The 21,156-nt window shown below is 67.3% G+C and carries 16 protein-coding genes; 5 read left to right on the plus strand and 11 right to left on the minus strand.

The annotated features are described in order from the left end of the window. Positions 1-24: 24 nt before the first annotated feature. On the plus strand, positions 25-612 hold the full coding sequence (locus OH799_RS25225; RefSeq protein ID WP_406268760.1) for a Uma2 family endonuclease: 588 nt from the start codon (positions 25-27) through the stop codon (positions 610-612). 89 nt (positions 613-701) lie between these two features. Here the strand turns inward: OH799_RS25225 and OH799_RS25230 are convergent, their stop codons facing one another. From OH799_RS25230 to OH799_RS25255, 6 genes are all read right to left on the minus strand, one after another. Beyond that, on the minus strand, positions 702-860 hold the full coding sequence (locus OH799_RS25230) for a hypothetical protein (RefSeq protein WP_406268763.1): 159 nt from the start codon (positions 858-860) through the stop codon (positions 702-704). A gap of 297 nt (positions 861-1,157) precedes the next feature. Next, positions 1,158-4,505, minus strand: a complete 3,348-nt coding sequence (locus OH799_RS25235; protein WP_406268765.1) for an arabinosyltransferase domain-containing protein — start codon at positions 4,503-4,505, stop codon at positions 1,158-1,160. Positions 4,506-4,543: 38 nt separating this feature from the next. After that, positions 4,544-6,397 carry a glycosyl transferase gene (locus OH799_RS25240; RefSeq protein ID WP_406282526.1) on the minus strand — a complete coding sequence of 618 codons (1,854 nt, stop codon included), beginning with the start codon at positions 6,395-6,397 and terminating at the stop codon, positions 4,544-4,546. 236 nt (positions 6,398-6,633) lie between these two features. After that, entirely contained in the window at positions 6,634-8,616 is a 1,983-nt protein-coding gene (locus OH799_RS25245) for a galactan 5-O-arabinofuranosyltransferase (protein ID WP_406282529.1), read from the minus strand. A 333-nt stretch (positions 8,617-8,949) separates the two neighbouring features. After that, on the minus strand, positions 8,950-9,711 hold the full coding sequence (locus OH799_RS25250) for a decaprenylphospho-beta-D-erythro-pentofuranosid-2-ulose 2-reductase (RefSeq protein ID WP_406268768.1): 762 nt from the start codon (positions 9,709-9,711) through the stop codon (positions 8,950-8,952). After that, positions 9,708-11,195: an FAD-binding protein gene (locus OH799_RS25255; protein WP_406282532.1), complete on the minus strand. Its 1,488-nt coding sequence runs from the start codon at positions 11,193-11,195 to the stop codon at positions 9,708-9,710. Before OH799_RS25255 ends, OH799_RS25250 begins: the two co-directional genes overlap by 4 nt. 118 nt (positions 11,196-11,313) lie before the next feature. On the opposite strand from OH799_RS25255, the gene OH799_RS25260 reads away from it, so the two are divergent. After that, positions 11,314-11,766 carry a GtrA family protein gene (locus tag OH799_RS25260; RefSeq protein WP_357272563.1) on the plus strand — a complete coding sequence of 151 codons (453 nt, stop codon included), beginning with the start codon at positions 11,314-11,316 and terminating at the stop codon, positions 11,764-11,766. 423 nt (positions 11,767-12,189) lie between these two features. Here OH799_RS25260 and OH799_RS25265 read toward each other — a convergent pair whose 3' ends face one another. Next, on the minus strand, positions 12,190-14,376 hold the full coding sequence (locus tag OH799_RS25265) for a molybdopterin-dependent oxidoreductase (RefSeq protein ID WP_406268772.1): 2,187 nt from the start codon (positions 14,374-14,376) through the stop codon (positions 12,190-12,192). A 251-nt stretch (positions 14,377-14,627) separates the two neighbouring features. Next, a complete protein-coding gene (locus OH799_RS25270; RefSeq protein WP_406268775.1) occupies positions 14,628-15,107 on the minus strand; it encodes a hypothetical protein in 480 nt (159 codons plus the stop codon). A gap of 329 nt (positions 15,108-15,436) precedes the next feature. On the opposite strand from OH799_RS25270, the gene OH799_RS25275 reads away from it, so the two are divergent. Continuing rightward, positions 15,437-16,105 carry a DUF4282 domain-containing protein gene (locus OH799_RS25275; protein WP_406268778.1) on the plus strand — a complete coding sequence of 223 codons (669 nt, stop codon included), beginning with the start codon at positions 15,437-15,439 and terminating at the stop codon, positions 16,103-16,105. Between the two features lie 253 nt (positions 16,106-16,358). Here OH799_RS25275 and OH799_RS25280 read toward each other — a convergent pair whose 3' ends face one another. Further along, positions 16,359-16,787, minus strand: coding sequence for a MarR family winged helix-turn-helix transcriptional regulator (locus OH799_RS25280; protein WP_406268780.1), 429 nt, complete (start codon positions 16,785-16,787; stop codon positions 16,359-16,361). An 85-nt stretch (positions 16,788-16,872) separates the two neighbouring features. Between OH799_RS25280 and OH799_RS25285 the strand changes: the two genes are divergently transcribed. Continuing rightward, positions 16,873-18,342: an MFS transporter gene (locus OH799_RS25285; protein ID WP_406268783.1), complete on the plus strand. Its 1,470-nt coding sequence runs from the start codon at positions 16,873-16,875 to the stop codon at positions 18,340-18,342. A 54-nt stretch (positions 18,343-18,396) separates the two neighbouring features. On the opposite strand, the gene OH799_RS25290 is transcribed toward OH799_RS25285, so the two are convergent. Next, a complete protein-coding gene (locus tag OH799_RS25290; protein WP_406268786.1) occupies positions 18,397-18,945 on the minus strand; it encodes a dTDP-4-dehydrorhamnose 3,5-epimerase family protein in 549 nt (182 codons plus the stop codon). Positions 18,946-18,947: 2 nt separating this feature from the next. Next, complete coding sequence (gene rfbA, locus OH799_RS25295; RefSeq protein ID WP_406268790.1) at positions 18,948-19,820, minus strand: glucose-1-phosphate thymidylyltransferase RfbA; 873 nt, start codon at positions 19,818-19,820, stop codon at positions 18,948-18,950. A 227-nt stretch (positions 19,821-20,047) separates the two neighbouring features. On the opposite strand from rfbA, the gene OH799_RS25300 reads away from it, so the two are divergent. Beyond that, the gene (locus OH799_RS25300; RefSeq protein WP_406268793.1) at positions 20,048-21,040 is read left to right on the plus strand and encodes an alpha/beta hydrolase; all 993 of its coding nucleotides are present in this window, start codon (positions 20,048-20,050) and stop codon (positions 21,038-21,040) included. The last annotated feature ends 116 nt before the right edge of the window (positions 21,041-21,156 follow it).

Raw genomic sequence — 21,156 nt, forward strand, 5'->3', positions numbered from 1 at the left:
CGAGCCTGCCGGTAGGCTCACGGCATGACGAGCGGCGCACCCAGTGACTGGTACCGCTGGATTCCGGAGCAGATCACCGCGCGGGACTATGAATTGCTGCCTGCCGACTTCTGTCGAACTATCGAGGTTGTCGACGGCCATATCGTGAAGTGCGAGAGCCCATCACGGCTGCACAATAGGGTGGCGCGGCGCATGGCGGCGGGGATGGAAGCGGCACGGAAACCAGAGCCGTGCTTGATGGTCGAGACAGACGTGGACGTCCGGCTCAGCGACGTTCCGCTCAGCCTCCGTCGTCCGGATGTCATCGTGTATCGCTGTCTGGACGATGATGCGAAGCTCTACGCCGATGACACCGTACTCGTGGTGGAGATCGTCTCGCCTGACAGTTCGCACCACACCGATACGGTGGAGAAGAAGGCCGCGTACGCGGCGGCCGGTATCCCGGTATACCTCATAGTGTTTCTTACCGAGGCGGGCGACGGAATCGAGCAGATCGAGGAGTACCGGCTCTCCGAAGCTCGCTATCACCTTGTGTACCTGCATACTCGCCGACTGACCCTGGACGTGCCGATACCCACCGACGTCGCTTTCAGCGAGCTGACGACAGGGTAGGAAGCCCGATACCCCGGACACAGGGCCGCCGCGCAGGTAACAACCCTGCGCGGCGGCCCTGCCATTTTTACCGGTGCGAAACCGGGCGCTCAGACCTTTAGTCGAAGACCGAGTTCGCGCCGGAGCACCTCTTGCGCGGGGAGGCGGTTGAGCATGCGCAGCACCGCAGGCCGCAGCTCCCGTTGTTCCTCCTCGTTGAGCAGTCCGACAAGATCGCGCAGATCCATATCATCGAATGCCGTGGTCATGGTGCTCAGATTACGACGCGTTGAGTGATTCGTCCTGCATTGCATCACCACAGGTGGGAGCACTTTTGCATACCGTACAACCGGTTTGGTGCTAGGCGCCGTCGTAGCGCGCCCGCGGGATTTGTGACCGTTGCGGTTCGAAAACGGCCGGTGGCGCGCGGCTGCGGGATTGCGTAGTGATTCGGCACTTGGCTACCGAGTTCGTCAGCACTCTGGAGCTGGTGCCCGGATCAGGCCGGGCCGAACGCGCCGCAAAAGCGAAGGCGGGGCGCACGATTCGTGCACCCCGCCTGCTCGTCAGCGGACCCGGATCGGATCGTCGGTCGCCAGCCCGGTGCGGGTATCGACGGTGACGTTGACGGTGGCGGGTCTGGCGGTCGGATCGTAGGGCGTGAACTTCTCCAGCGAGCCCCAGTCTCGCGCCCAGTCGTGGCCGAGGTAGCTGGGTACGGTCTGCGACTTCAGCAGCAGGCCGGTCCAGCCGAGCGGTCCGCCGCCGATGTCGTCCTGCCAGGCGTTGGAGGCGTCGGAGCCGACCCGGTCGGGCAGAACGCGCCAGCCGGGGATCTCGGCGACACCGTCTTTGTGGTTGAACGGACGCTGGCAGGGGAAAGCCAGGCCGACGTGCCAGTCCAGCAGCACCGGCTCCTGGGAGCCGACCACGGAATTCAGCCTGACCAACTTGGGCAGCCTGGGCGGCGTGACGGCCAGCCACTGCTTCTGGGTGATGTCGTTGTCGACCGCGACCAGCCGCACCGCGTTCACCTCGGCCGGCAAACGGTCCAGCGGTACCCGTAGGTTGCGCCAGGACGGTGCCGGACCGATGTCCAGCGGGTCGATCGATCCGAGCGTGCGGACCTCGCCGTCCTGTCCGCGGACGCCGTATTCGAGATGTAGTTCCTGGCCGTAGGTGAGCACGCCGTCCGTGTCGACCGTCCGGATGCGGCCCGCCGCGGTGATCGCCAGCACCTGGTAGGCGGGGTCGTAGCGCATGCTGTCGGTCAGGTCGAGTCGGTACCACTGCGTGGTCAACTCGGCCTGCTGCTGTTCGCCCTCCTGATAACTGCCGAGGACCGGGGTTTTGGCCGGGTCGAGCCCGAACGGCAGCGCGACGGTGCTTCCATTGATGCCCGCCTGCGTGGTGGTGCCGCCTCCGGTACCCGCGCCAGTGGTCTTGGTGGTCTTGTTCTCCGAGTCCTTTTCCACCGAGTTCGCGCCGCCGCTGACCGTCTCCTCGGCGTCGGCGGTGAGGTCGCGCGCGACCCCGTTCGGCGTGAATCCTTTGTTCTCGGCGGCCAGTCCGTCCGCCGCGGAGCCGGAATAGGGCTGCAGCAGCGAGTCCGCGGTGTCGGTCTCCACCAGCACCTCGTTCGCCATTGCGCACGAATCACCGCGCAGCGATTGCAGATTCGACTTGGTAATCGAGTACGCGGGATACTGCGTTGCCGCGGCCTTGGCCAGCGAGGCGACCTCGAACAGCACGAGAAGGGCGGCGGCGATGGTCAGCGGCGCCGAGGACCACCGGTCGAAACGCCGTGGGGCCGAGACGCTCTCGCGCCGGTACGGCTCGCGGTAGTGCTGCCGGACGGCCACCAGCAACGCCACCCCGCTGAGACCGAGGAACAGCGTGGACAATCCCTTGCCCGCGATCAGCGGAGCCTTGTCCCACCATGGCACGCCGTAGCTCGAGACGTACCACCAGCCGTTCGAGCCGGTAAAGGTCACCGCGAGCAGGAAGAGCACCGCGGCCCCGAACAGCGCGCGGTTGCGCGCTGAGCGGATGCCGGTGCTGCCCACCGCGACCGCCGCGAGCGCGGCGAGCGACCCGGCAAGCCCGGCATAGACGCCGAAGTGGTGGGTCCATTTGGTCGGCGTGAACATCATCAGGAACAGCGACGCGAACACGATGCCGAGAATGCGCACCGACGGTCCGCGCGAGGTCCCCGGAATGCGTCCCTTTCGCAGCACCTGCAGCACGCAGACCAGCAGGCACAGCAGCATGACCAGCACACCGAACCGCCGCGCCAGCGAGCCGTCCGGCGAGAGCATCAGCAGCGAATCCCAGCGGGTGCGCTCATCGAACCATGCCACGTTCGGGCCGACAATCGTGCGCACCCTGGTCGCCTCCAGCACCGTCGACAAGGTCTGGTCGGCGAAGATCACTACAAGGACCAGCGTTCCCGCGGCCAGTCCCGGCGCGAGCAACGCGGCGAACCGGAAGACGGTCGTGGTGAAGGACGGCCGCCGCGCGCCCGCTGCGGCGTTCACCGCTGCGTCGGCCTCGACGGAACCGGCGGCCGCCGCGTCGGCATCCGGGCCGGTCCGGGCCGGGACGGCGCCGCGCGCCCGCTTGATAATGATCAGCAGCACCGGCCGCGAGCCCGCGATCAGCGCCGCGATGCAGATGAGGCCGGTCGGTCCCGCCGCGAGCGAGAAAGCGGCGATCAGCACGGCGACGGCGGCGGGCAGCAGGCGCCCGGTAGCGATGGCGCGTTCGATCGAGCACCAGGTGAGTAGTGCGCCCGCCGCGATCAGTGGCTCCGGGCGCAGGCCGTTGTCGTAGGGCAGCCAGAACGCCAGGAACACCAACCCCGCCGTCCACAGCGCCACGTTGTTCCGGCGGACGCGGGCGCCGAGCCGCGGCAGCACCTCCCTACTGATCACCAGCCAGCAGACGATGCCGGCGGCCAGCGTCGGGAGCCGCATCCACGGGCTGGCGTCGGAGATCCTGGTCAGCCAGGCCAGCACCTCGTAGGACCAGCCGAACGGAGCTTCGGGCACCGCGAACCACCGGTAGTAGTTCGCCATGTAACCCGCGTGGCCGGATGCGCGCGCCATGTTCAGGATGTAGCCGTCGTCGGAGGTATTGGCCCCGATGAAGTGCCACAACACCAGCGTGCCGAGCACGACGGCGTCCGGGACCGTGACCCGCCACCAGTGCGCGGGCAGGAACCGCCGCGGCCTGCGACCGTCGCTGGTGTCGAGCAGGTGCAGTGCGACCAGTGCGATCAGCGTGAACACCGCGGCCGCGATCATCGCGGCCAGCTTCAGCCCTGCCGGCGTCGAGGAGAAGCGCGAGTCGATGTCCGCGTGCAACTGCGCGCCGCCGAGCCGGCCGGCGTCCAGGTCGGTGAATACGCCGACCACCTGCGGCCGGATGTCGCGGCCGACCGTGGACCGGAACGGCGTGCCGTCCTGTCGGGACACCCCGGTGAGTTCCGCGGTCGTCGCGGCCGCGCTCGACTCGACGGTGAGCGTCGCACACGAGCCGACCTCGGCCAGCGGCGCCGACAGCAGCGGGACGTCGCGGAGCACCACCGACAGCACACCGTCGGCGACCGAGACCACCAGTCCTTTGGTCGGTGCCTGGCCGGACGCCACCGGAACAGTGGAGAGCAGCGTGCCCGATGCCCCGGCCTCCCGAACCAACGCGCAGGGCAGCGTCGCGCTCAACCGCAGTGGCTCGTAGGACACCAGCGGCGCCTCGACGCTCGCGGTGCCCGGTTGGGGCCAATCCAATGTCGCCTGGTCCTGCTGCACCGGCAACAGCGGTGTCAGCAGCGCCAGCACGAATCCGAGAAACCCAGAGACGAGGGCGATCAGGCGGTTACGGGTGAACGCTCGAGGAGATCGGTCCGGTCGCACGGTGGTTGATGCTATATACCGCGTCCTGTGATCGGCGACTACCGCAGCGGGTGAACGTCCCACAGCCAGACATCCTGGACCCGGGTCGGCGCGTATCCGAGCAGCTGCGTGACGGTTTCGCGCAGCACATCACCATTCGGGGTCGTCGGAAGCACCAGCACGTCTGCCTGCCAGAACCGCAGATCGTCCAGCGCCAGCGTGCGTGTGTCGGCGTCGATCGGCGGCACCGCACCGGTGTCCTGCGCGCTGACCAGCAGCGCGGTGGTCGGGCGGGTATCCGGGCCGTAGATTCCCTTCTTCGTCGTGCCGGTCGGCCCCACGAAGTAACCTCCTGCGAGCGGGAAATCGAAGTCGGCGTCGGCCTGCCAGCGCAGTGCCCGCGCGTCTGGCGGTCGCGGTGGCGGCACCATGACCACCGAACCGTCCGTGACGTACCGCCGTACCGTCCCGTCCGCGAAGAACTCCGGCGTCGGCGCCCGGTTGGTCACCGGGAGGATGGTGGGGGTCAGCGGCAGCAGTGCGCACGCGAGGACACCGAACCAGGCCAGCGGCTTCCAGTCGACCGCGGACTGCTTCCACGTCGTGACCGCCCGCTCGGTGGCCAGTGCGAGCACCGCCGCGATGGCGGGGATCGCGGCCATCGTCAGCCTGGTCTCCAGCACCGTGTTCAGCAGCGGCACATGTTCCGCCCAGCGCCACGGCAGCTCGATGCCGGTGGATTTCTTGCCGATCGTGGCGACCGCGCCCAGCGAAAGCACGCCGAATACGGCGATCACCGCGCCAGCGGCCCGCACCACCCGGTCGCGCCACAGCAGCGCCACCGTGATGACGACCAGGAGCAGCAGGGGCCATCCGAAGTACGCGTTCTGTTCGGTCGGATTGATCGCCACGTTCTGGCCGGGGGAGAACACACCACCCAGCGATTCGGACGGGAACTGCACCAGCGCATCGACGTCGTTGCCCATCGGGCCGTGGTCGATCGACCGATAGCTCTGCGGTCCGAAGAATTGCCACCACAACGGAATCTCGGTAAGCATCATCGTGATCACCCCGGCAAGCGCCACGGTAGGGGTGATCCCACGCAACACGCGCCCGGCGATGCGCGGCGCGTGCGAGTAGTAGACGAGGGCGAACAGTCCGAAAGCCAGCGCGAAGATCAGCAGCGGCTCCTCACCGAGCGCGATCTGCAGCGCGACGAGCAGGCCGAGCGCCACGGCATCGCGGACCCGCCTGCGCGGCCGATCCAAACCACTCATGACCCCGCCTCGCTCGGCCCCGTCATGCGCGGTGCGCGCGGTATCGATGTTTCGCTCGCTCACAAGTGCTCGCCGCGCCATCCGGATCAGCTGACCGGCGATGATCGGAAGTAGAGCCAGCACAACGAAATTCGGGTGCGCACTGGCGTGCGAGATCATCGCGGGGGCGAACCCACAGAACAATCCACCGATTCCGGCCGCCACCCGCGAGTCGACGAGCTCGCGGGAGAACAGCCGGTACCAGGCGAACGCGGTCCCGGCCAACCCGAGGGTGAGCACGAGCACGAATGTGACGGTGGGCCCGAAGAGCAGGGTGACCGGGGTCAGCGGAACGCCGACGCCGAAACTGGCCGTGTTGGCCATCATGTTCACCCCGGCCGGGAAGTTCTGCAGGTCGGTGCCGAGCGGGTTGCGCAGGGTCGCTACCGAGTGCGCGGTGACCGCGAAGAACCACTCCCACATCGTCTGGTCCTGACCGCTCTTGATCAGGTACCCGCTATCGGTGTCACGCCACTGACCCGACAGCACCGTGGCAGCCAGCGCCAGATAGCCGGTCGCGACGAGCAGATCGGTGCGGTGGAATCGGATTCGCGGGAGCCGAGGCCTGGGCGGCGCGTGCAGCGGTCTGCCGAACACGCCGGTCGGTGTCGTTTCCTCGGTCGCGACCCCTCCCGCCGCCGACGCCGCCTGCCCGGCAGTTTCGACGTCCTGTGCCCGTTCCACCTGCAAATCGCTCCTCTATAGCGCTGGATCAGCCGCCCAACGTACCCAACCACGCCGTGCGTGGGCTGACAACCGGAGAAGTCGTCCATGGTCTCCGGATTCCGACCTCCTCATGTAGCAGCGGATTCGCGACTTTCTGCCGGAAACGCTTACCGGTGAACGGTGACGAGGGTGAACGGGCCGATATCGGTGGTGGTGAAACGCGGGTCGGCGAACAGCTTCTTCGGGAAGCTCACCGTGTAGCGCGCCACGTTCGGGTCGTTCGGGTACACATCCTTGGCCAATCGCAGCGTGTAGGTATCGCCGGTAGACCGGAACAGGAACGCGTCCGGCGCGCGCCACGGGCTCGCTGCCAGTGCGTCCAGCAGCGCGTCCGGCGTCTTCAGCTTGCTCCAGCCCTCGATGGTCGCCGCCCGGCCCGCGAAGTCCGCGAGCGGGTTGGCGTAGTGCGAGGTGAGCGCTTGGAAGCCGAAGTAGGGATAGAAGGAGAGGAAACTGGTGTCGGCGGTGAGCACCACCGTGTCCGAGCGCGGACGCCCGGTCTGTGCCGTCAGTGCCGCGTCCACCTCGCGATAGAACGACACCGCCGATGGGGCGCGTTGGTCGGCGCGCTTCCCGTCGCCGTCGGTGTCGGTATATGCGGTGGTGATCTCTGCCGCGAGGATGTGCGGAATGTTCTGAGTGAACGCAAGCGCGCCGATGGTGGCGACGACCACCACCGTGAGGCGAAACCGGCCGGGTTCGTTCAACGCCTGATAGATCGCCCGCGCGCCCTCCACGAACCCGAACGCGCCCGCCGCGGCGAGCAGCACGAGCAGAATCGGCTCCAGCCGGAACGACAGCAGCGTGGTGCCCGCCGCGGTCGCCACCATGGACAGCAGCGTCCAGAGGTAGATCGCCAGCACGCCGATCGCCAGCGCCTGTGCCCGCCGTGACGAGGCGGCACGCAGCACCAGCCACACGGTGCCGAGCAGGCACAGCGCGCCGAGCAGGGAGAACTCGAACATCGGCAGCGGAAGTTCCGCACCGGACTCGGGCAGGTAGTGCAGTGCGGTGCCGGAGCTGGCGGTCGCGCCGCGCAGCGCCTTCAGCAGGTATGGCGTCCACACGATCAACGCGACCAGCCCGGCCACCACCCCGATCGCCACCAGCCGCACCAGCGGCGGCACTGCGGCGCGCCACGCCGAGCCCTTCGTGCTCTCGCCGCCGTGGTTGCGCTTCGGATGATCGGCCACGTGCTGTTCGCGTACCGCGAAGGCGGCCGCCACCAGCCCCATCAGCCCGATCGCGAATGCGGCGACACCGAAGTAAAGAGTGTAGAACGTGGCCGCCAGACCGAGGAAAAGGCCGGTGCCGATGACCGCGCCCCAGCCACCGGCGGTGCCGCTGACTCGCGCCGCCTGATCGCCATCCGACGCTGCCGTGCGGGCCCCGACGTTCTCCAGCGGCCGGTACAGTGCGCCCCAGGCCAGTACCAGCGCGGGCGGGAGCAGGATCACGATGACCGCGCTGTAGGCCTCCGGGGCGGCGTAGGCCACGGTGACCGCGGTGATCGCCGCGGCGACGCCGACGGCCCAGTCCGCGCGAATCAGCTTGGACCACAGCACGAGTGCGACGACCGCGGCCACCGCGAGGAAGCCGATCGCGTACGGCTTGAACACCTCCCAGCCGTCCATTCCGAGCAGGTTCGCCACGCGCCCGCCGATCCAGAACCAGCCCGACGGATAGTACGGCGGCAGATCCGCGTACGTCATGTCGCGCAGCGCGGCGGAGTCGGTGAGCCGGGTGAGGAACTCGGTGCGGAACTCCTGGTCCACCGACACGCCGAACAGATACAGCTTGGTCGCGGCAAGCGGCATGCCGAGGGTGACCGTGACGAACGTCGAAAGCCCCACCCAAGACAGCAGTTTCGCGATCCACGGCCATCTGTGCAGCCGCAGTAGCGCGATCGCCGCTGCCAGTAGCGCGGCCGCGACGACCTGCCCGACCGTGGTGAGCGCCCGCGTCACGTTCGAGGAGTTGAAGGCGGGCCACTGCACCATCGAGAACGCGACCAGACCGACGGCGGTCACCGCGGCGGCGACCAGCGTCGCGAGCGCCGCCTCGCTGACACCGGAGGCGATCTGTCGCATAAGCGGCGCCAGCCGTCCCGGCACTGGTGCGGGACCGTCGGAGCGCGGCGGCGCGTCGCCGGGCGCGGTCACCGTGGTCAACGGACCGTTCCGTAGCTGATTGCGGCGCTGTGTGCTCGCGGCCCCCTCTCGGCCCGCGTCCGACTGACCGAGACCAGCGCCTGCGGCGCATGCGCTTCGGTCGCTCGGGCGCGAGCCGGGCCGCGAACGTGCTCGTCGCACTCGATTACTCGCATGGCGCCTCCGGATTCACTGGGTCGACTCCGTCAGACGATAGGTGCCCGCGTGATCGATGATCACGCGGGCACCTCGGTCCGAGCCCGATGGCAGGGATCAGATCGGCAGTCTGCGGAAGATCGGCCGCGGGATGTGCCGCAGGATCATCATCACGTAGCGGAAGGGCCCAGGTGCCCAGACCAGGTTCTTGCCCTTCTGCGAGGCCGAGACCGCCAGCACCGCGATGTCTTCCTTGTCGATGGTGAGCGGAGCCTCTTTGACGTGCGCCGAGAACCTGGTCCGCACCATGCCGGGCCGGATCACCAGCACGCGCGGGCCGTGTGGGCGCAGCGCCTCGCCGAGTCCGAGGTAGAAACCGTCCAGGCCGGCCTTGGTCGACCCGTAGACGAAGTTCGAGCGCCGTACTCGTTCACCGGCGACGGAGGACATGGCGATAATCCGCCCGAAGCCCTGCGCCTTCATCTTCTCGCCGACCAGCACGCCGACGGAAACCGCTGCGGTGTAGTTGATTTCGGCGACCAGTACGGCCTTGCGCTGGTTCTGCCACAGTTCTTCCGGATCGCCGTCGAGGGCAAAGGCGACGATGGCGACGTCCACGTCACCGGTGTCCCACGCCGCCTCGATGACCTTCGGGTGGCTCTCGGTGTCGAGCGCGTCGAAATCGATGACCTCGACCTGGCTCGCGCCCGCCGCCTTCATCTGGGAAACGGCTTCCTCGCGCAGCGGATCGCCCGGCAGTGCCGCGAGGATGATGCGCGCCGAACCCTTCCTCAGGTACTCCGCGCAGATTGCCAAGCCGATCTCCGAGGTGCCACCCAGCAGAAGAATCGACTGGGGGTTACCAACGGCATTGATCACTGCAGCTCCAGTCTTCTCGCCATATCGGACATGAAAACGCCTGTGGGATCGACATTGCGGCGGATCTTGATCCACTCGTCGATCCGCGGGTACATCCGGTGGAACGTCTCCGCCGTGGTCCGCGAGTCCTTCGCGGTGTACAGACGCCCACCGAACTCGAGCACCCGCCGGTCCAGCTCGCCGACCAGTTCGTTCAAGCCCGGCTTGATCGGGAAGTCGACGCAGATGTTCCAGCCCGGCATCGGGAAGCTCAGTGGAGCCTGGTTACCCGGACCGAAAAGTTTGAACACATTCAGCGCCGAGTAGTGCCCAGACGCCTGGATGTCGACGATGATCCGCTTGAACTCCTCGACCGCCTCGGTCGGCACCACGAACTGATACTGCAGAAAGCCGTTGGAGCCGTAGCCGCGATTCCATTCTGCGATCATGTCCAGCGGGTGGTAGAACTGCGTCAGGTTCTGCACCTTGCCGGTGTAGTTGCCGCCCATCCGGTAGTACGCCTCGCCGATGGACATGAGTGTCAGCTTGTTCATGGTCCAGTTCGGGAAGATGTCCGGCACCGTCATCAACTGCGGGGCGTCGAACTTCAGCGGCTTGCGCTGCAGTCGCTTGGGCAGCTCGTCGAGCTTCGCCAGCCTACCGCGCGTGATGGTGGCCCTCCCCAGCTTCGGAAGCGGGCTGATCACGTCGAACCACGCACTCGAGTACGTGTAGTTCGCCTCGCTGCCGTCGCTGTGCGCGGCGATCGTCTCGTCGAGGGTCGTGGTCTTCACGCCGTCGTTGAGGAAGTAGGCGGTTTCGGTCGGCACCATCTCGATTGTCGCGCGCAGGATGATCCCGGTGAGCCCGTTGCCGCCGACGGTCGCCCAGAACAGCTTGGCATTGCGCTTCGGCGTGATGTGCTGCACCTGCCCGTCGGCGGTGAGCAAATCGATCGAGCGCACGTGGTTGCCGAAGCTGCCCTCGCTGTGGTGGTTCTTGCCGTGGATGTCGGAGGCGATGGCGCCGCCGATGGTCACCTGCCGCGTGCCGGGTAGCACCGGCACCCACAGCCCGAACGGTAGTGCTGCCTTCATGAGCTGGTCGAGGCTGACGCCGCCATCCACGTCAACGATCCGTGTGTCACGGTCGATCCGATGGATGTTGTTCAGTGCGGTCATGTCGACGACCAGGCCGCCCGCGTTTTGGGCATGGTCGCCATAGGAGCGGCCGAGGCCGCGTGCGATCACGCCGCGGCGCAGGTGGGCGGGCTTGCTGTCATTGTCCTCGGCGACCATGGCCACAGCCTTGGCGATCAATTCGGGATCGCTGGTCGAGAGCACTTCGGATGAGGTTGGTGCGGTGCGACCCCACCCGGTCAACGTGCGGGTGCGCGTCGGAAGCGCTGACGCGTTCCTTGCGGCGGTGCCGTCGGTTGTGACGCCGGCGCCGTTGTCGTACCCGGTTGTCGTGGTGGCGGTCGGAGCTTTCGTGGACATCGGCATAGAGGCTACAGGTATGACGGCGAATCCGGTCGTCGTCATCGAACCCACGGTGGTGACGTACGCGTCGGTTTAGAACCGGATCCCTGTGTCCGACCCGGTCGGCGCTACGCTCGTCGGCGTGCAAGCCGAACCCCACCTGCCGCTTCCGGTCGAGCTTCCGCTGCTCGACGAGCCGGGCGGCACCGATGTCGACCTGAAGACGCAGATCGTCCGCTTCACCGTAACCGGGGGGCTGTCGGCTGTCGTCGACTACGGGCTCTACAGTCTCCTGCTCAACCTGGTCGGACTTCCGGTCAGCGTCGCGAAGTCGATCAGCTTCGTCGCGGGCACCACCACCGCCTACCTGATCAACCGCCGGTGGACCTTCCAAGCGCCGCCCAGCCGGATCCGCTTCCTCGCCGTGATCGCGCTCTACGCGCTCACCTTCGCGGTGCAGGTCGGCATCAACGCGGTGCTGTACCACTCGCTCGACGAGGTGTGGTGGCGGCAACCGCTGGCATTCGTCATCGCACAGGGCACGGCAACCGTGATCAACTTCGTCGTCCAGCGTCTGGTGATCTTCAGGATCTGATTGCGGTATTGATTCGCAGCGCCTGCGGCGCCGCGAACCGTGCTCGTAAGACTCGCACCCGACGGGCAGTAGTGCGGTGAGCGGGGGTTTGGTGAGTGGTGGCCGAGATTCGCGCTGCGTCGTGTGCGCGGCGGTTGCTCGGACGTGAGCCGGTTCGTGGACAGGCGCTGGTCAGACGGTCGTCGTAGTAGCGCTCGCTCGGTCCTTGACACCGTTCCAGTCCGGTAGTTCGCGCGTGCCATGGGTTCGGCCGCGGTGCCGAGCGCCAGCAGTTCGGCGTAGTCGGGTTCGCGGATGGAAGCCACTCGTATACCGGGCATGTACTCCGTCTGGTCGCCGGAACCCGGTTCCACGAGGATCGACACCGGACCCCGGCCGAGTTGTCTCCAGCCAGTCGGTGGTGCATGTGCGCTGAATAGTGGCTCAGGTCGGGATCAGGGTGACCGGTACTCCGTTGAATACGGCGTTGCCGGAGGGCACGTCGACCACGGAGTCGTCGGTGAGCACGTTGGCGTTGACTCCGGCATGGGCGCGGGCGACCGTTTGCGCGCTGTCGGTGTGACCCCAGCCGTGCGGCAGGCTTACCACCCCGGGCATGATCGCCTCAGTGGGCTCCAGCGGAACCGTCAGGGTCCCCGCGGCGGATTTCACCACGGCCTGGTCGCCGAGCCCGAGCCGATCCACATCGGCCGGGTTGATGTGCAACGTGCAGCGATTGGAACCGCTCACCAGTGGCGCGATGTTGTGCATCCAGCTGTTGTTGGACCGCAGCTGGCGCCGTCCGATCAGAACGATATCCGGCGCGGCGTCGGCGAGCCGGGCCCGCATCCGCACGACGTCCGCGAGTAGCGGCCGCGGCGCCAGGTCCACCTGCTTCGTTACCGTGCGCAGTATGCCGGGCAGGCGCGGCTGCAAAGGACCGAGGTCGATGCCGTGCGGATTGTCCAGCAGCACTTGGAGATTGAGCGTGCCGCCATTCCATTCGCCGTACGGCCCGAGACGCAGCATCGAGTCGATGCGCTGTTCGGTGCTGTTCTCGCCGATCAGCTCGGCGCGCCGGTCCGCGAGCCCGGCCTTGCGCAGGGCGCCCGCGATGACGAGTTCGTCCGCGGCAGTGAGCGGGTCGGCTCCGTCGGAGCCGTCGTGCGGCCTGCCGGTCAGCGCCGCGGCGAGACGGGCGAGGACCGCGGGCTCCGACGGCCGGTCGCCCAGCGGCACCAGCGGGCGCGAATAGCGGGCGTAGTTTCGGACGGCGAATTGCAGCAACGCGAAGTCGTAGTGCGCAGACTGGGTCGGGCGCGGCGGCGGCAAGATCACATCGGCGTGCCTGGTGGTTTCGTTCAGGTACCGGTCCACGCTGACCATGAAGTCGAGCTGGGCGAACGCGGCGTCCAGCCGCGCGCCGCTCGGCGCCGAGAGCACCGGGTTCCCCGCCACTGTCACCAGCGCGCGGATCTGTCCCGCGCCGGGGGTGGTGATCTCGTCGGCCAGCGTCGCCACCGGCAGCTCGCCCATGGCCTCGGGCAGTTCGCGGACCCGGCTGCTCCAGCGCCCGGTGCGGAAGGGTCTGGTCCGCACGATGCCGCCTGCCGCCGCGCTGGCGAACATGGCACCGCCGGGGGAGTCGAGATTCCCGGTCAGCGTGTTGATCGCGTCGACGAGCCACTGCGTAATCGTGCCGAATTCGGCTGTGCAGGTGCCTATTCGGGCGTAGACCGCCGCGGTCGGCGCGGCGGCGAGCTCGCGGGTGAGCCTGACGATAGTCGGCGCGGGCACGCCGGTGCGCGTCGCCACCGTGTCCGGATCGAATGCGGCCGCGGCCGCGCGCAGTTCATCCAGTCCGGTGACCTCGACCCGGACGTCGATCAGATTCTCCGCGAACAATGTGTGCACGATGCCGAACAACAGATACGCATCGCTGCCCGGACGGATGAACAGGTGCTCGTCGGCGAGCTTCGCGGTGCGGGTCACCCGGGGATCCACCACGACGAAGCGGCCACCTCTGCGCCGCAGCGCCTTCAGCCTGCCGGGAAAGTCTGGTGCGGTGCACAGTGAACCGTTGGATTCCAGCGGGTTCGCCCCGAGCATCAGCAGGTAGTCGGTGCGGTCCAGGTCGGGAACCGGAACGGTCAGCGGATCGCCGAACATCAGCCCGCTGGACACCTGCTTGGGCATCTGGTCCGCGGTGCTCGCCGAGTAGATATTCCTGGTGCCCAACGCGCGCAGCAGAATCGGCACGTACAGGCCCCCCGCCACGGTGTGCGCGTTCGGGTTGCCCAAATACACTCCGGCGGAGTGATTTCCGTGCTCGGCCACGATCGAGGGGAACCGCTCGGCGATGAGATCGAAGGCCTCGGTCCAGGACGCGGTGCGCCAAGTGCCCAACGCGCGGTCGCGGATCAGTGGTTCGGTCACCCGATCCGGGTCCTCGTCGAGGTGGCCGAAGCTGGCTCCCTTGGGGCAGAGGAAGCCTTTGCTGAAGGGATCCTCTCGATCGCCGCGGACCGAGGTCACGTGGTCGTCGGCGTCCAGCGTGAGTTCGAGTCCGCAGACCGCCTCACAGAGGGGGCAGGTCCGCAGCAGAGTGCGCGATTCTGTGATCGGTGCCATACCTCATCTTGGGCCCTAGCGGTGGAATGGAAAAGAGAACGACCGACATCCGCAACGCCGAACAACCGGCACCCGACGAGCGCTTCGGAGGTGGGAGTCCGGAGCGTCGGCGCGGATACCGGTCATTACCAGGCTGATCAGCTGGTTGCCTCGCCTTCGCCCGGCTTGGCGCGGCGGACGGCGTCCGGCTGTGTTGTAGATGCGGCGGGGCCGGCGTTCAGCAGGCGAACTCGATCACGAACGCGCTGTTTTCAGCAGGCGATGGTGAGCTTCGCGTGGTGTGCTGTGGTCGCGGCTCGCACGGCGGCGCTGATCGCGACGACTGGCGGCACCCAGCGGGCCTCGGCGGGAGCGACTCCCCAGCAGGCCGAACCGGCCGAGAGCTGGGTGGGCGGCAGAGAGATGCCGGCGCCGTCGGTGTAGACGGTGGCGCCTGCTTCGCGCAGCGCCGCGAACGCCAGTGCGGCCTTGCGGACGCCGGTGACCAGGTGGATCTCGCGACGCTCCGCGCCCGGGATCTCGATCACCGGGCCGGACAGGTTGTTCGCACGCAAGAAGCGGCGGACCTCGGCGGCCAGCTCGCCGGTGACCTCGATGGCGGACAAGTCTTCATCCGTGATCAGGCTGAGACCGTTAGCCGTTTCGGCGACCGTCCATCCGCGCTGGGTGTAGTCCTGCGCTGCGGCGGTCATGTCGGCCGCCGAGACGGAAGTCGGAAACGTGGTGCGCACTGTCTTCTCCATTCCCCAGTAGATCTAGGTCCTGCATTCATGGGTCGTATCGCCGGGAGACGCCGGGAGCGTTACGGGATCTACGAAACAATTTCCCGAGTGTCGCCTACGTCTCATTTCTGGGCGTGGTCGACCGCGTACCGCCTGGTGTCCCGAGGTGGCTCGCAGTTATTGCCACGCAGCTACTTTCGGCCTCCGACCTGATCACTCGCTGTGCCGATGCTGCGAGAGTGCTGTGGATGGTGTGACTGTTGTTGCAGGAGCGATAACTTCCTGTTCGCGCGCATTTCCAGCTGGATCGCGCCGATGCGAACGGGGAGGATTTCGGCATGAGCGAGCGAACGATGAGCACAGCCGCGTTCTCGATCATGGTGGAGCCGAGCGCTAGCGAGGTAGAGGCAATGAGCGATGAATCCAGAGGTAGGAGCGATGAATCCAACGGCATCGGCGCGCCCGCGGGAAGTGCGGTGCCGGACGCGGAGGAGTACGATGCCGAATCGCGTTGGATCGCATGGAAAGAGTCGGCGGCCAAGTGGTTGTCTCGCGGCGATGTCGAGGAGGAGACCGCCGAGCCGTTTCAGAGCCCGCGCGCCTTCCGGCTCTGGGGCGTGGCTGCGGCGCACGCTCTGCTCGATGTTCAGTTCCACCGCCCGGCCACCCGCACGCTGCTTCCGCTGGCATACATCCTCGGGCTGGTGTTTGCCTTCGCTGTGCCGATCGCGGTGACCGTCGCGATGTGGCGGGTGTCCGCGGTGCTCGGCATGCTCGCCGCGGTGATCGCGGTTCCGCTCGGTCTGACCATCGCCGCGGCCGTGCGCCTGATGCTCGAGTTCCTTGTCAACGCGTCCCGCCTCGCGACCAGGGTGGAACACATCAGTGAATTGGCCGACGATCTGTTCCAGGCGTTGTCCGACGTCGCCGAGCCGGTCAACCAGCTTTCCGAAGACGTTCGGGCTGTGCAGTTCTGGCGCTTCCGCAGGCGCGGCCCGCGCAGGTAACGTGCGAAACCGCGCCGCATGGAAGGATATCGGCGCACTCTACCCGACAACCTGTTACGACGCTACCGTGGCCGACGTCAATTCTGCTGTGCCACAATGCTATTCGGCACCGCGCCAGGTCTCCTGCGGGATGGTCGTACCCGCTCCGCCTGATCCGATGGACGCAAGGGCATCGACGGTACGTGCGGATCGCTGTGATCCGGATATCTCGGCCGACTTGGTCGTGCCCTTACCAAGATGCTCGCGGCACGCCTCAGCACCTCGGCGGGCCGGGCAATTTCCAGGTGTCGTTCAATACGGCACGGTGGGTCGGCAGGGCCTGTTCGTAGACCTCGCGGCCCTTCTCGGTGAGGCAGACGAACACGGCGCGGCGGTCTTCGGCGCACATGGTTCGCCGCACCAGTCCATCGCGCTCCAGCCGGGCCACGGCCCGTGACAGCGCGCTCTGACTCAGGTAGATGTCGTTGGCCAGGTCGCTCATGCGGTAGTCGCCGCAGTTCGCGTCGATCAGCCGATCCAGCGTCTCGAACTCGCTGAGCCCGATCCGATGCTGACCCTGTAGCGCTTTCTCGAGTGCGCAACTCACCGCCGCGTGCCGATCGAGCAGCTCGCGCCACTCCCCAACCAGCCCGGTCGGCGCGACGGTGCGCCGGGCTGTGTCCACGGTCGACGGCTTCGACATGGCCTCATTCTAGTGGTCGCGCCATGTACATGCAACTGCATTAGATGTGTTGGAATTTAATGCAGGCGCATGTAATGTACCCCGCATGACTTCCCCAGCAACGCTCTCGGCCGCCCAGGCGACCGATCCGACCAGATGGCCAACCCGGCTTTGGGCCATGCTGATCACGCTGTGCATCGTGCTGTTCCTCGATGGTCTCGACGTGTCGATGATCGGTGTCGCGCTGCCGTCCATCGGCGCGGAACTCGATCTGTCGACCTCTACCCTGCAGTGGCTGGTCAGCGGCTACATTCTCGGTTACGGCGGCCTGCTGTTGCTCGGTGGACGCACCGCCGACCTGCTCGGCCGCCGCAAGGTCTTTCTCATCGCGCTCGCGGTCTTCGCGGTCGCCTCGCTGGCCGGCGGTCTGGTGACCTCTGGCCCGCTGCTGATTCTCACCCGTTTTGTCAAGGGCCTCGCCGCCGCGTTCACCGCGCCGACCGGACTGTCCATCATCACCACCAACTTCGCGGAGGGACCGGCAAGGAACAAGGCGCTGTCCATCTACACCGTGTTCGGCGCGGGCGGTTACTCCTCCGGGCTGCTGTTCGGCGGTCTGATGACCGGTGTCGGCTGGCGCTGGACTTTCTTGCTTCCGGTGCCGATCGCACTCGCGGCGTTGGCCGCTGCCTATGTGCTGGTGCCGAAGGACAAGCCCGCCGAGGGCGGCGGACACGACCTCGTCGGTGCGCTGCTGTCCACCGCGGCCATGCTGTTGCTGGTCTACACCGTGGTCACCGCGCCGGACGCGGGCTGGGCCTCGGCACGCACCATCGGCTCGTTCGTTGCGGTCGCGGCCCTGTTCGGCGGGTTCATCGCGGTGGAGAAGCGGGTGCGCTACCCGCTGGTGCGTCTCGGCATCCTGCGCAAGTCCTCGCTGGTGCGGGCCAGCCTCGCGATTATCGCGGTGGCGGGCTCCTACTTCAGCTGGCAGTTCATCGTGACGCTGTACCTGCAGGACACCCTGGGCTGGTCGCCGCTGAAGCTGGCGATGGCGCTGCTGCCGGTCGGCCTGCTGGTCGTGCTGTCGGCGTTCTTCTCCGACAAGCTGGTCGATCGGTTCGGCACCGGACCGATCATCGCGGTCACCATGGTTGTCATGGCCGTCGGCTACCTGATGTTCCTGCGGCTGGACACCGCGCCGTCCTACCTGACGATGCTGCTGCCCGCGGTGCTGCTCATCGGCATCGGCTGGGTCGGCTTCCCGGCCATCAACATCCAGGCCACCAATGGCATCGATGACGATGAGCAGGGCCTCGCGGCGGGCGTACTGCAAACCTCCATGCAGGTCGGTGCGGCCATCGTGCTCGCAGTGACCACAGCGATCATTTCCTCCGGCGCGCACGCCGACATCTCCGCGACCGGGATGCTCGACACGTACCGACCTGGTCTGGAGTTCGCCGCTGGTGTCTCCCTGGTCGGCGCGCTCGTCGCTCTGCTGGCCTTCGCGCCGAAGTACCGCAGACAGCAGCGGGCGGTCGAAGAACGGGACCAGGAGATGCAACTCGTCGGCTGACCCGGCCGCTAGCGAGCGCCATCACCCCGATCGGGGGTGATGGCGCTCGGTGCTTCAGGAAAATGGCGGGGCTGCGGTGTCTTTGGCGGAGCGGATGAACGTGAGTTTGTTACCGTCGCGGTCCGCCTCCGGCCACTCGATGCCAAGCGTGGCGTCGAAGGCGTCGATGTCGCGGTCGAACTCGGGCTGGTACTCGAGCGAACACAGGTAGGTGACCGTCGACCCGTCCTCCAGTGCGAGGATCGCGTGCCCGAGCCCCTCGGACAGGAACACCGAGCGCCGATGGACATCGTCGAGTAGCACGCTGTCCCAGCGGCCGTAGGTCGGTGAGCCACGGCGCAGATCGACGACCACGTCGAGAAACGCGCCGCGCACACAGGTCACGTACTTCGCCTGACCCGGCGGGTCCTCGGTGTAGTGGATGCCGCGTAGCACGCCTGCCGCGGACACCGAGCAGTTGACCTGCTTCAGGTCGAACGGCCGCCCGGTCGCCTTCTCGAACTCCGAGGCCTTGAAGCCCTCGAGGAACATGCCGCGATCGTCACCGAGCTGGCGCGGGGTGATCACCCACGCGCCGGGCACCGCGAGCTCCCGGAACTCCATGTTCACCAATCCCGTCCGCGTTCGAGCAGGTCGAGCAGGTAGGTGCCGTAGCCGGACCGGACAAGCGGTTCGGCGAGTGTCCGCAGCTGCTCGTCGTCGATGAAGCCCATCCGCCAGGCCACCTCCTCCGGCACGCCGATCTTCAGGCCCTGCCGCTCCTCGATGGTGCGCACATAGTTGGCCGCGTCCAGCAACGAGTCGAAGGTGCCGGTGTCCAGCCAGGCGGTGCCGCGGGCGAGCACGTCCACCTGCAGCCGATCCTGTTCCAGGTAGGCGCGATTGATATCGGTGATCTCGTATTCGCCGCGCGCCGAAGGACGCAGCGAGCGGGCGATCTCCACGACGTCGTTGTCGTAGAAATACAGCCCGGGGATGGCGTAGTTCGAGCGCGGCGCCTTCGGCTTCTCCTCGATGGAGACCGCGCGGCCTTCGGTGAATTCCACGACGCCGTAGGCCGTCGGGTCCGACACCCAGTAGGCGAACACCGCGCCGCCGTCGATCCGGTCGAAGCGGTTGAGGCTGGTGCCCAGGCCCGGACCGTGGAAGATGTTGTCGCCGAGCACCAGTGCGGCGCAGTCGCTGCCGATGTGGTCGGCACCGAGGACGAAGGCCTTGGCCAGGCCGTCCGGCTCCGGCTGGACCACGTACTGGAGTGCGAGGCCGAACTGGGCGCCGTCGCCGAGCAGCCGCGCGAATGCGCCGGCGTCCTCCGGAGTGGTGATCACCAGGATGTCCCTGATCCCCGCGAGCATCAGCGTGGAGAGGGGGTAGTAGACCATGGGTTTGTCGTAGACCGGGACCAGCTGCTTACTCACCCCGCGCGTGATCGGGTGCAGCCGGGAGCCGGTGCCGCCCGCCAAAATGATTCCGCGCATGCCTTGGAGTCTGCCAGTCTCATCGCGCCGGGATTCGGCGAGGTTCCGAGAACTGCTCGATTCGATTACGGCGGGTCTAGCTTCGGTACCGATTGGGCGATTCTGTTGCGTAGATCACGTTATGCGTGGTTTTGTCGAACGACACTGTGTGAGATGTCAGCGCCGACAACTCGCCTGTACCCCGGTCCGGTCGTGACTCGGCGCGCCAGTTGTTAGGCAGGTGCGCTATGTCAGCGACCGAAGTCGGCGAACCCGGCCTTGTCATGAATCCGGCGGGGCCGAGCGCACAATCCCGCCTGCTGCTGGCGACCTTCATGGGTGTGGTGCGACCGGTGCTGCGAACGGTCCCGGTCACCAGAGCGACTATTCCGATCGGCGCCGCGGCGGTGCACGGGCTGGCGGGGTTGCGTCCCCGGCCACGTGGCGTCGACCGGGAGCAAGTGTCGCTCAACGGTTTCCATCTGGAGATCATTCGTCCCGCCGGGGCCTCGCGTGCGCTGCGGCACGGCGCAGTGCTCTACATGCACGGCGGAGGGTTCGCGATCTGCAGCACCCGCAGCCACCGCCCGGTCGCGGCGAGCCTGGCCCGTCGCACTGGGCTTCCGGTGGTCAACGTCGAGTACCGCCAACTGCCCGGCCGACGTATCACCCAGTCGGTGCGGGACTGCATGACCGCCTACCGCTGGCTGCTGCGGCACGGCGCGGACCCGGCGCGGATCGTCTTCGCGGGCGATTCCGCGGGTGGGTATCTGGCCTTCGCGACCGCGCTGCGCGCGCTCGAGGCAGGCCTGTCCGCGCCGGCCGGGCTGGTCGGACTGAGCCCCTTGCTCGACTTGGATTACGCAGCGAAGCGGGACTACGTGAACGTGACGCGGGATCCATATATCCCGCTGTCGGCGTTGGAAGCGGTAGTGCGAATCGGAGCCGAGGTGGGCGGCATGCTCGATCCGCTGCTGTCACCGGTGAACGCGGGGTTGTCCATGCTTCCGCCAGTGCTGTTGATCGCCGCCGAGGACGAGATACTGCGGTTCGATTGCGAGCTGATGACGCAGCGGCTCACCGCGGCGGGCGTGCCGAACGCGCTGGAGCTTTGGCGTGGCCAGGTGCACGCTTTCATGAGCATCGCGCCGAACCTGCCGGAGAGCAGGGCGGCACTGGCGCGGGTGTCGCGGTTCGTGCGCTCCCGCATCGAGGAGGGCCAGCAGGCGCGGACGGCGTGAACCGTCCCGCCTGGCCAGGCGAGCCCCGCCCCGCAGCGGCCGGGACGGGGCTCGCGTCTGTGCGGACGGGTCGATCGCCTGATCGCCTCCGGCCACTTCGATCGCAGAAATCAGCC

This window comes from Nocardia sp. NBC_00881, from assembly GCF_045207455.1.
Taxonomy (GTDB): domain Bacteria; phylum Actinomycetota; class Actinomycetes; order Mycobacteriales; family Mycobacteriaceae; genus Nocardia.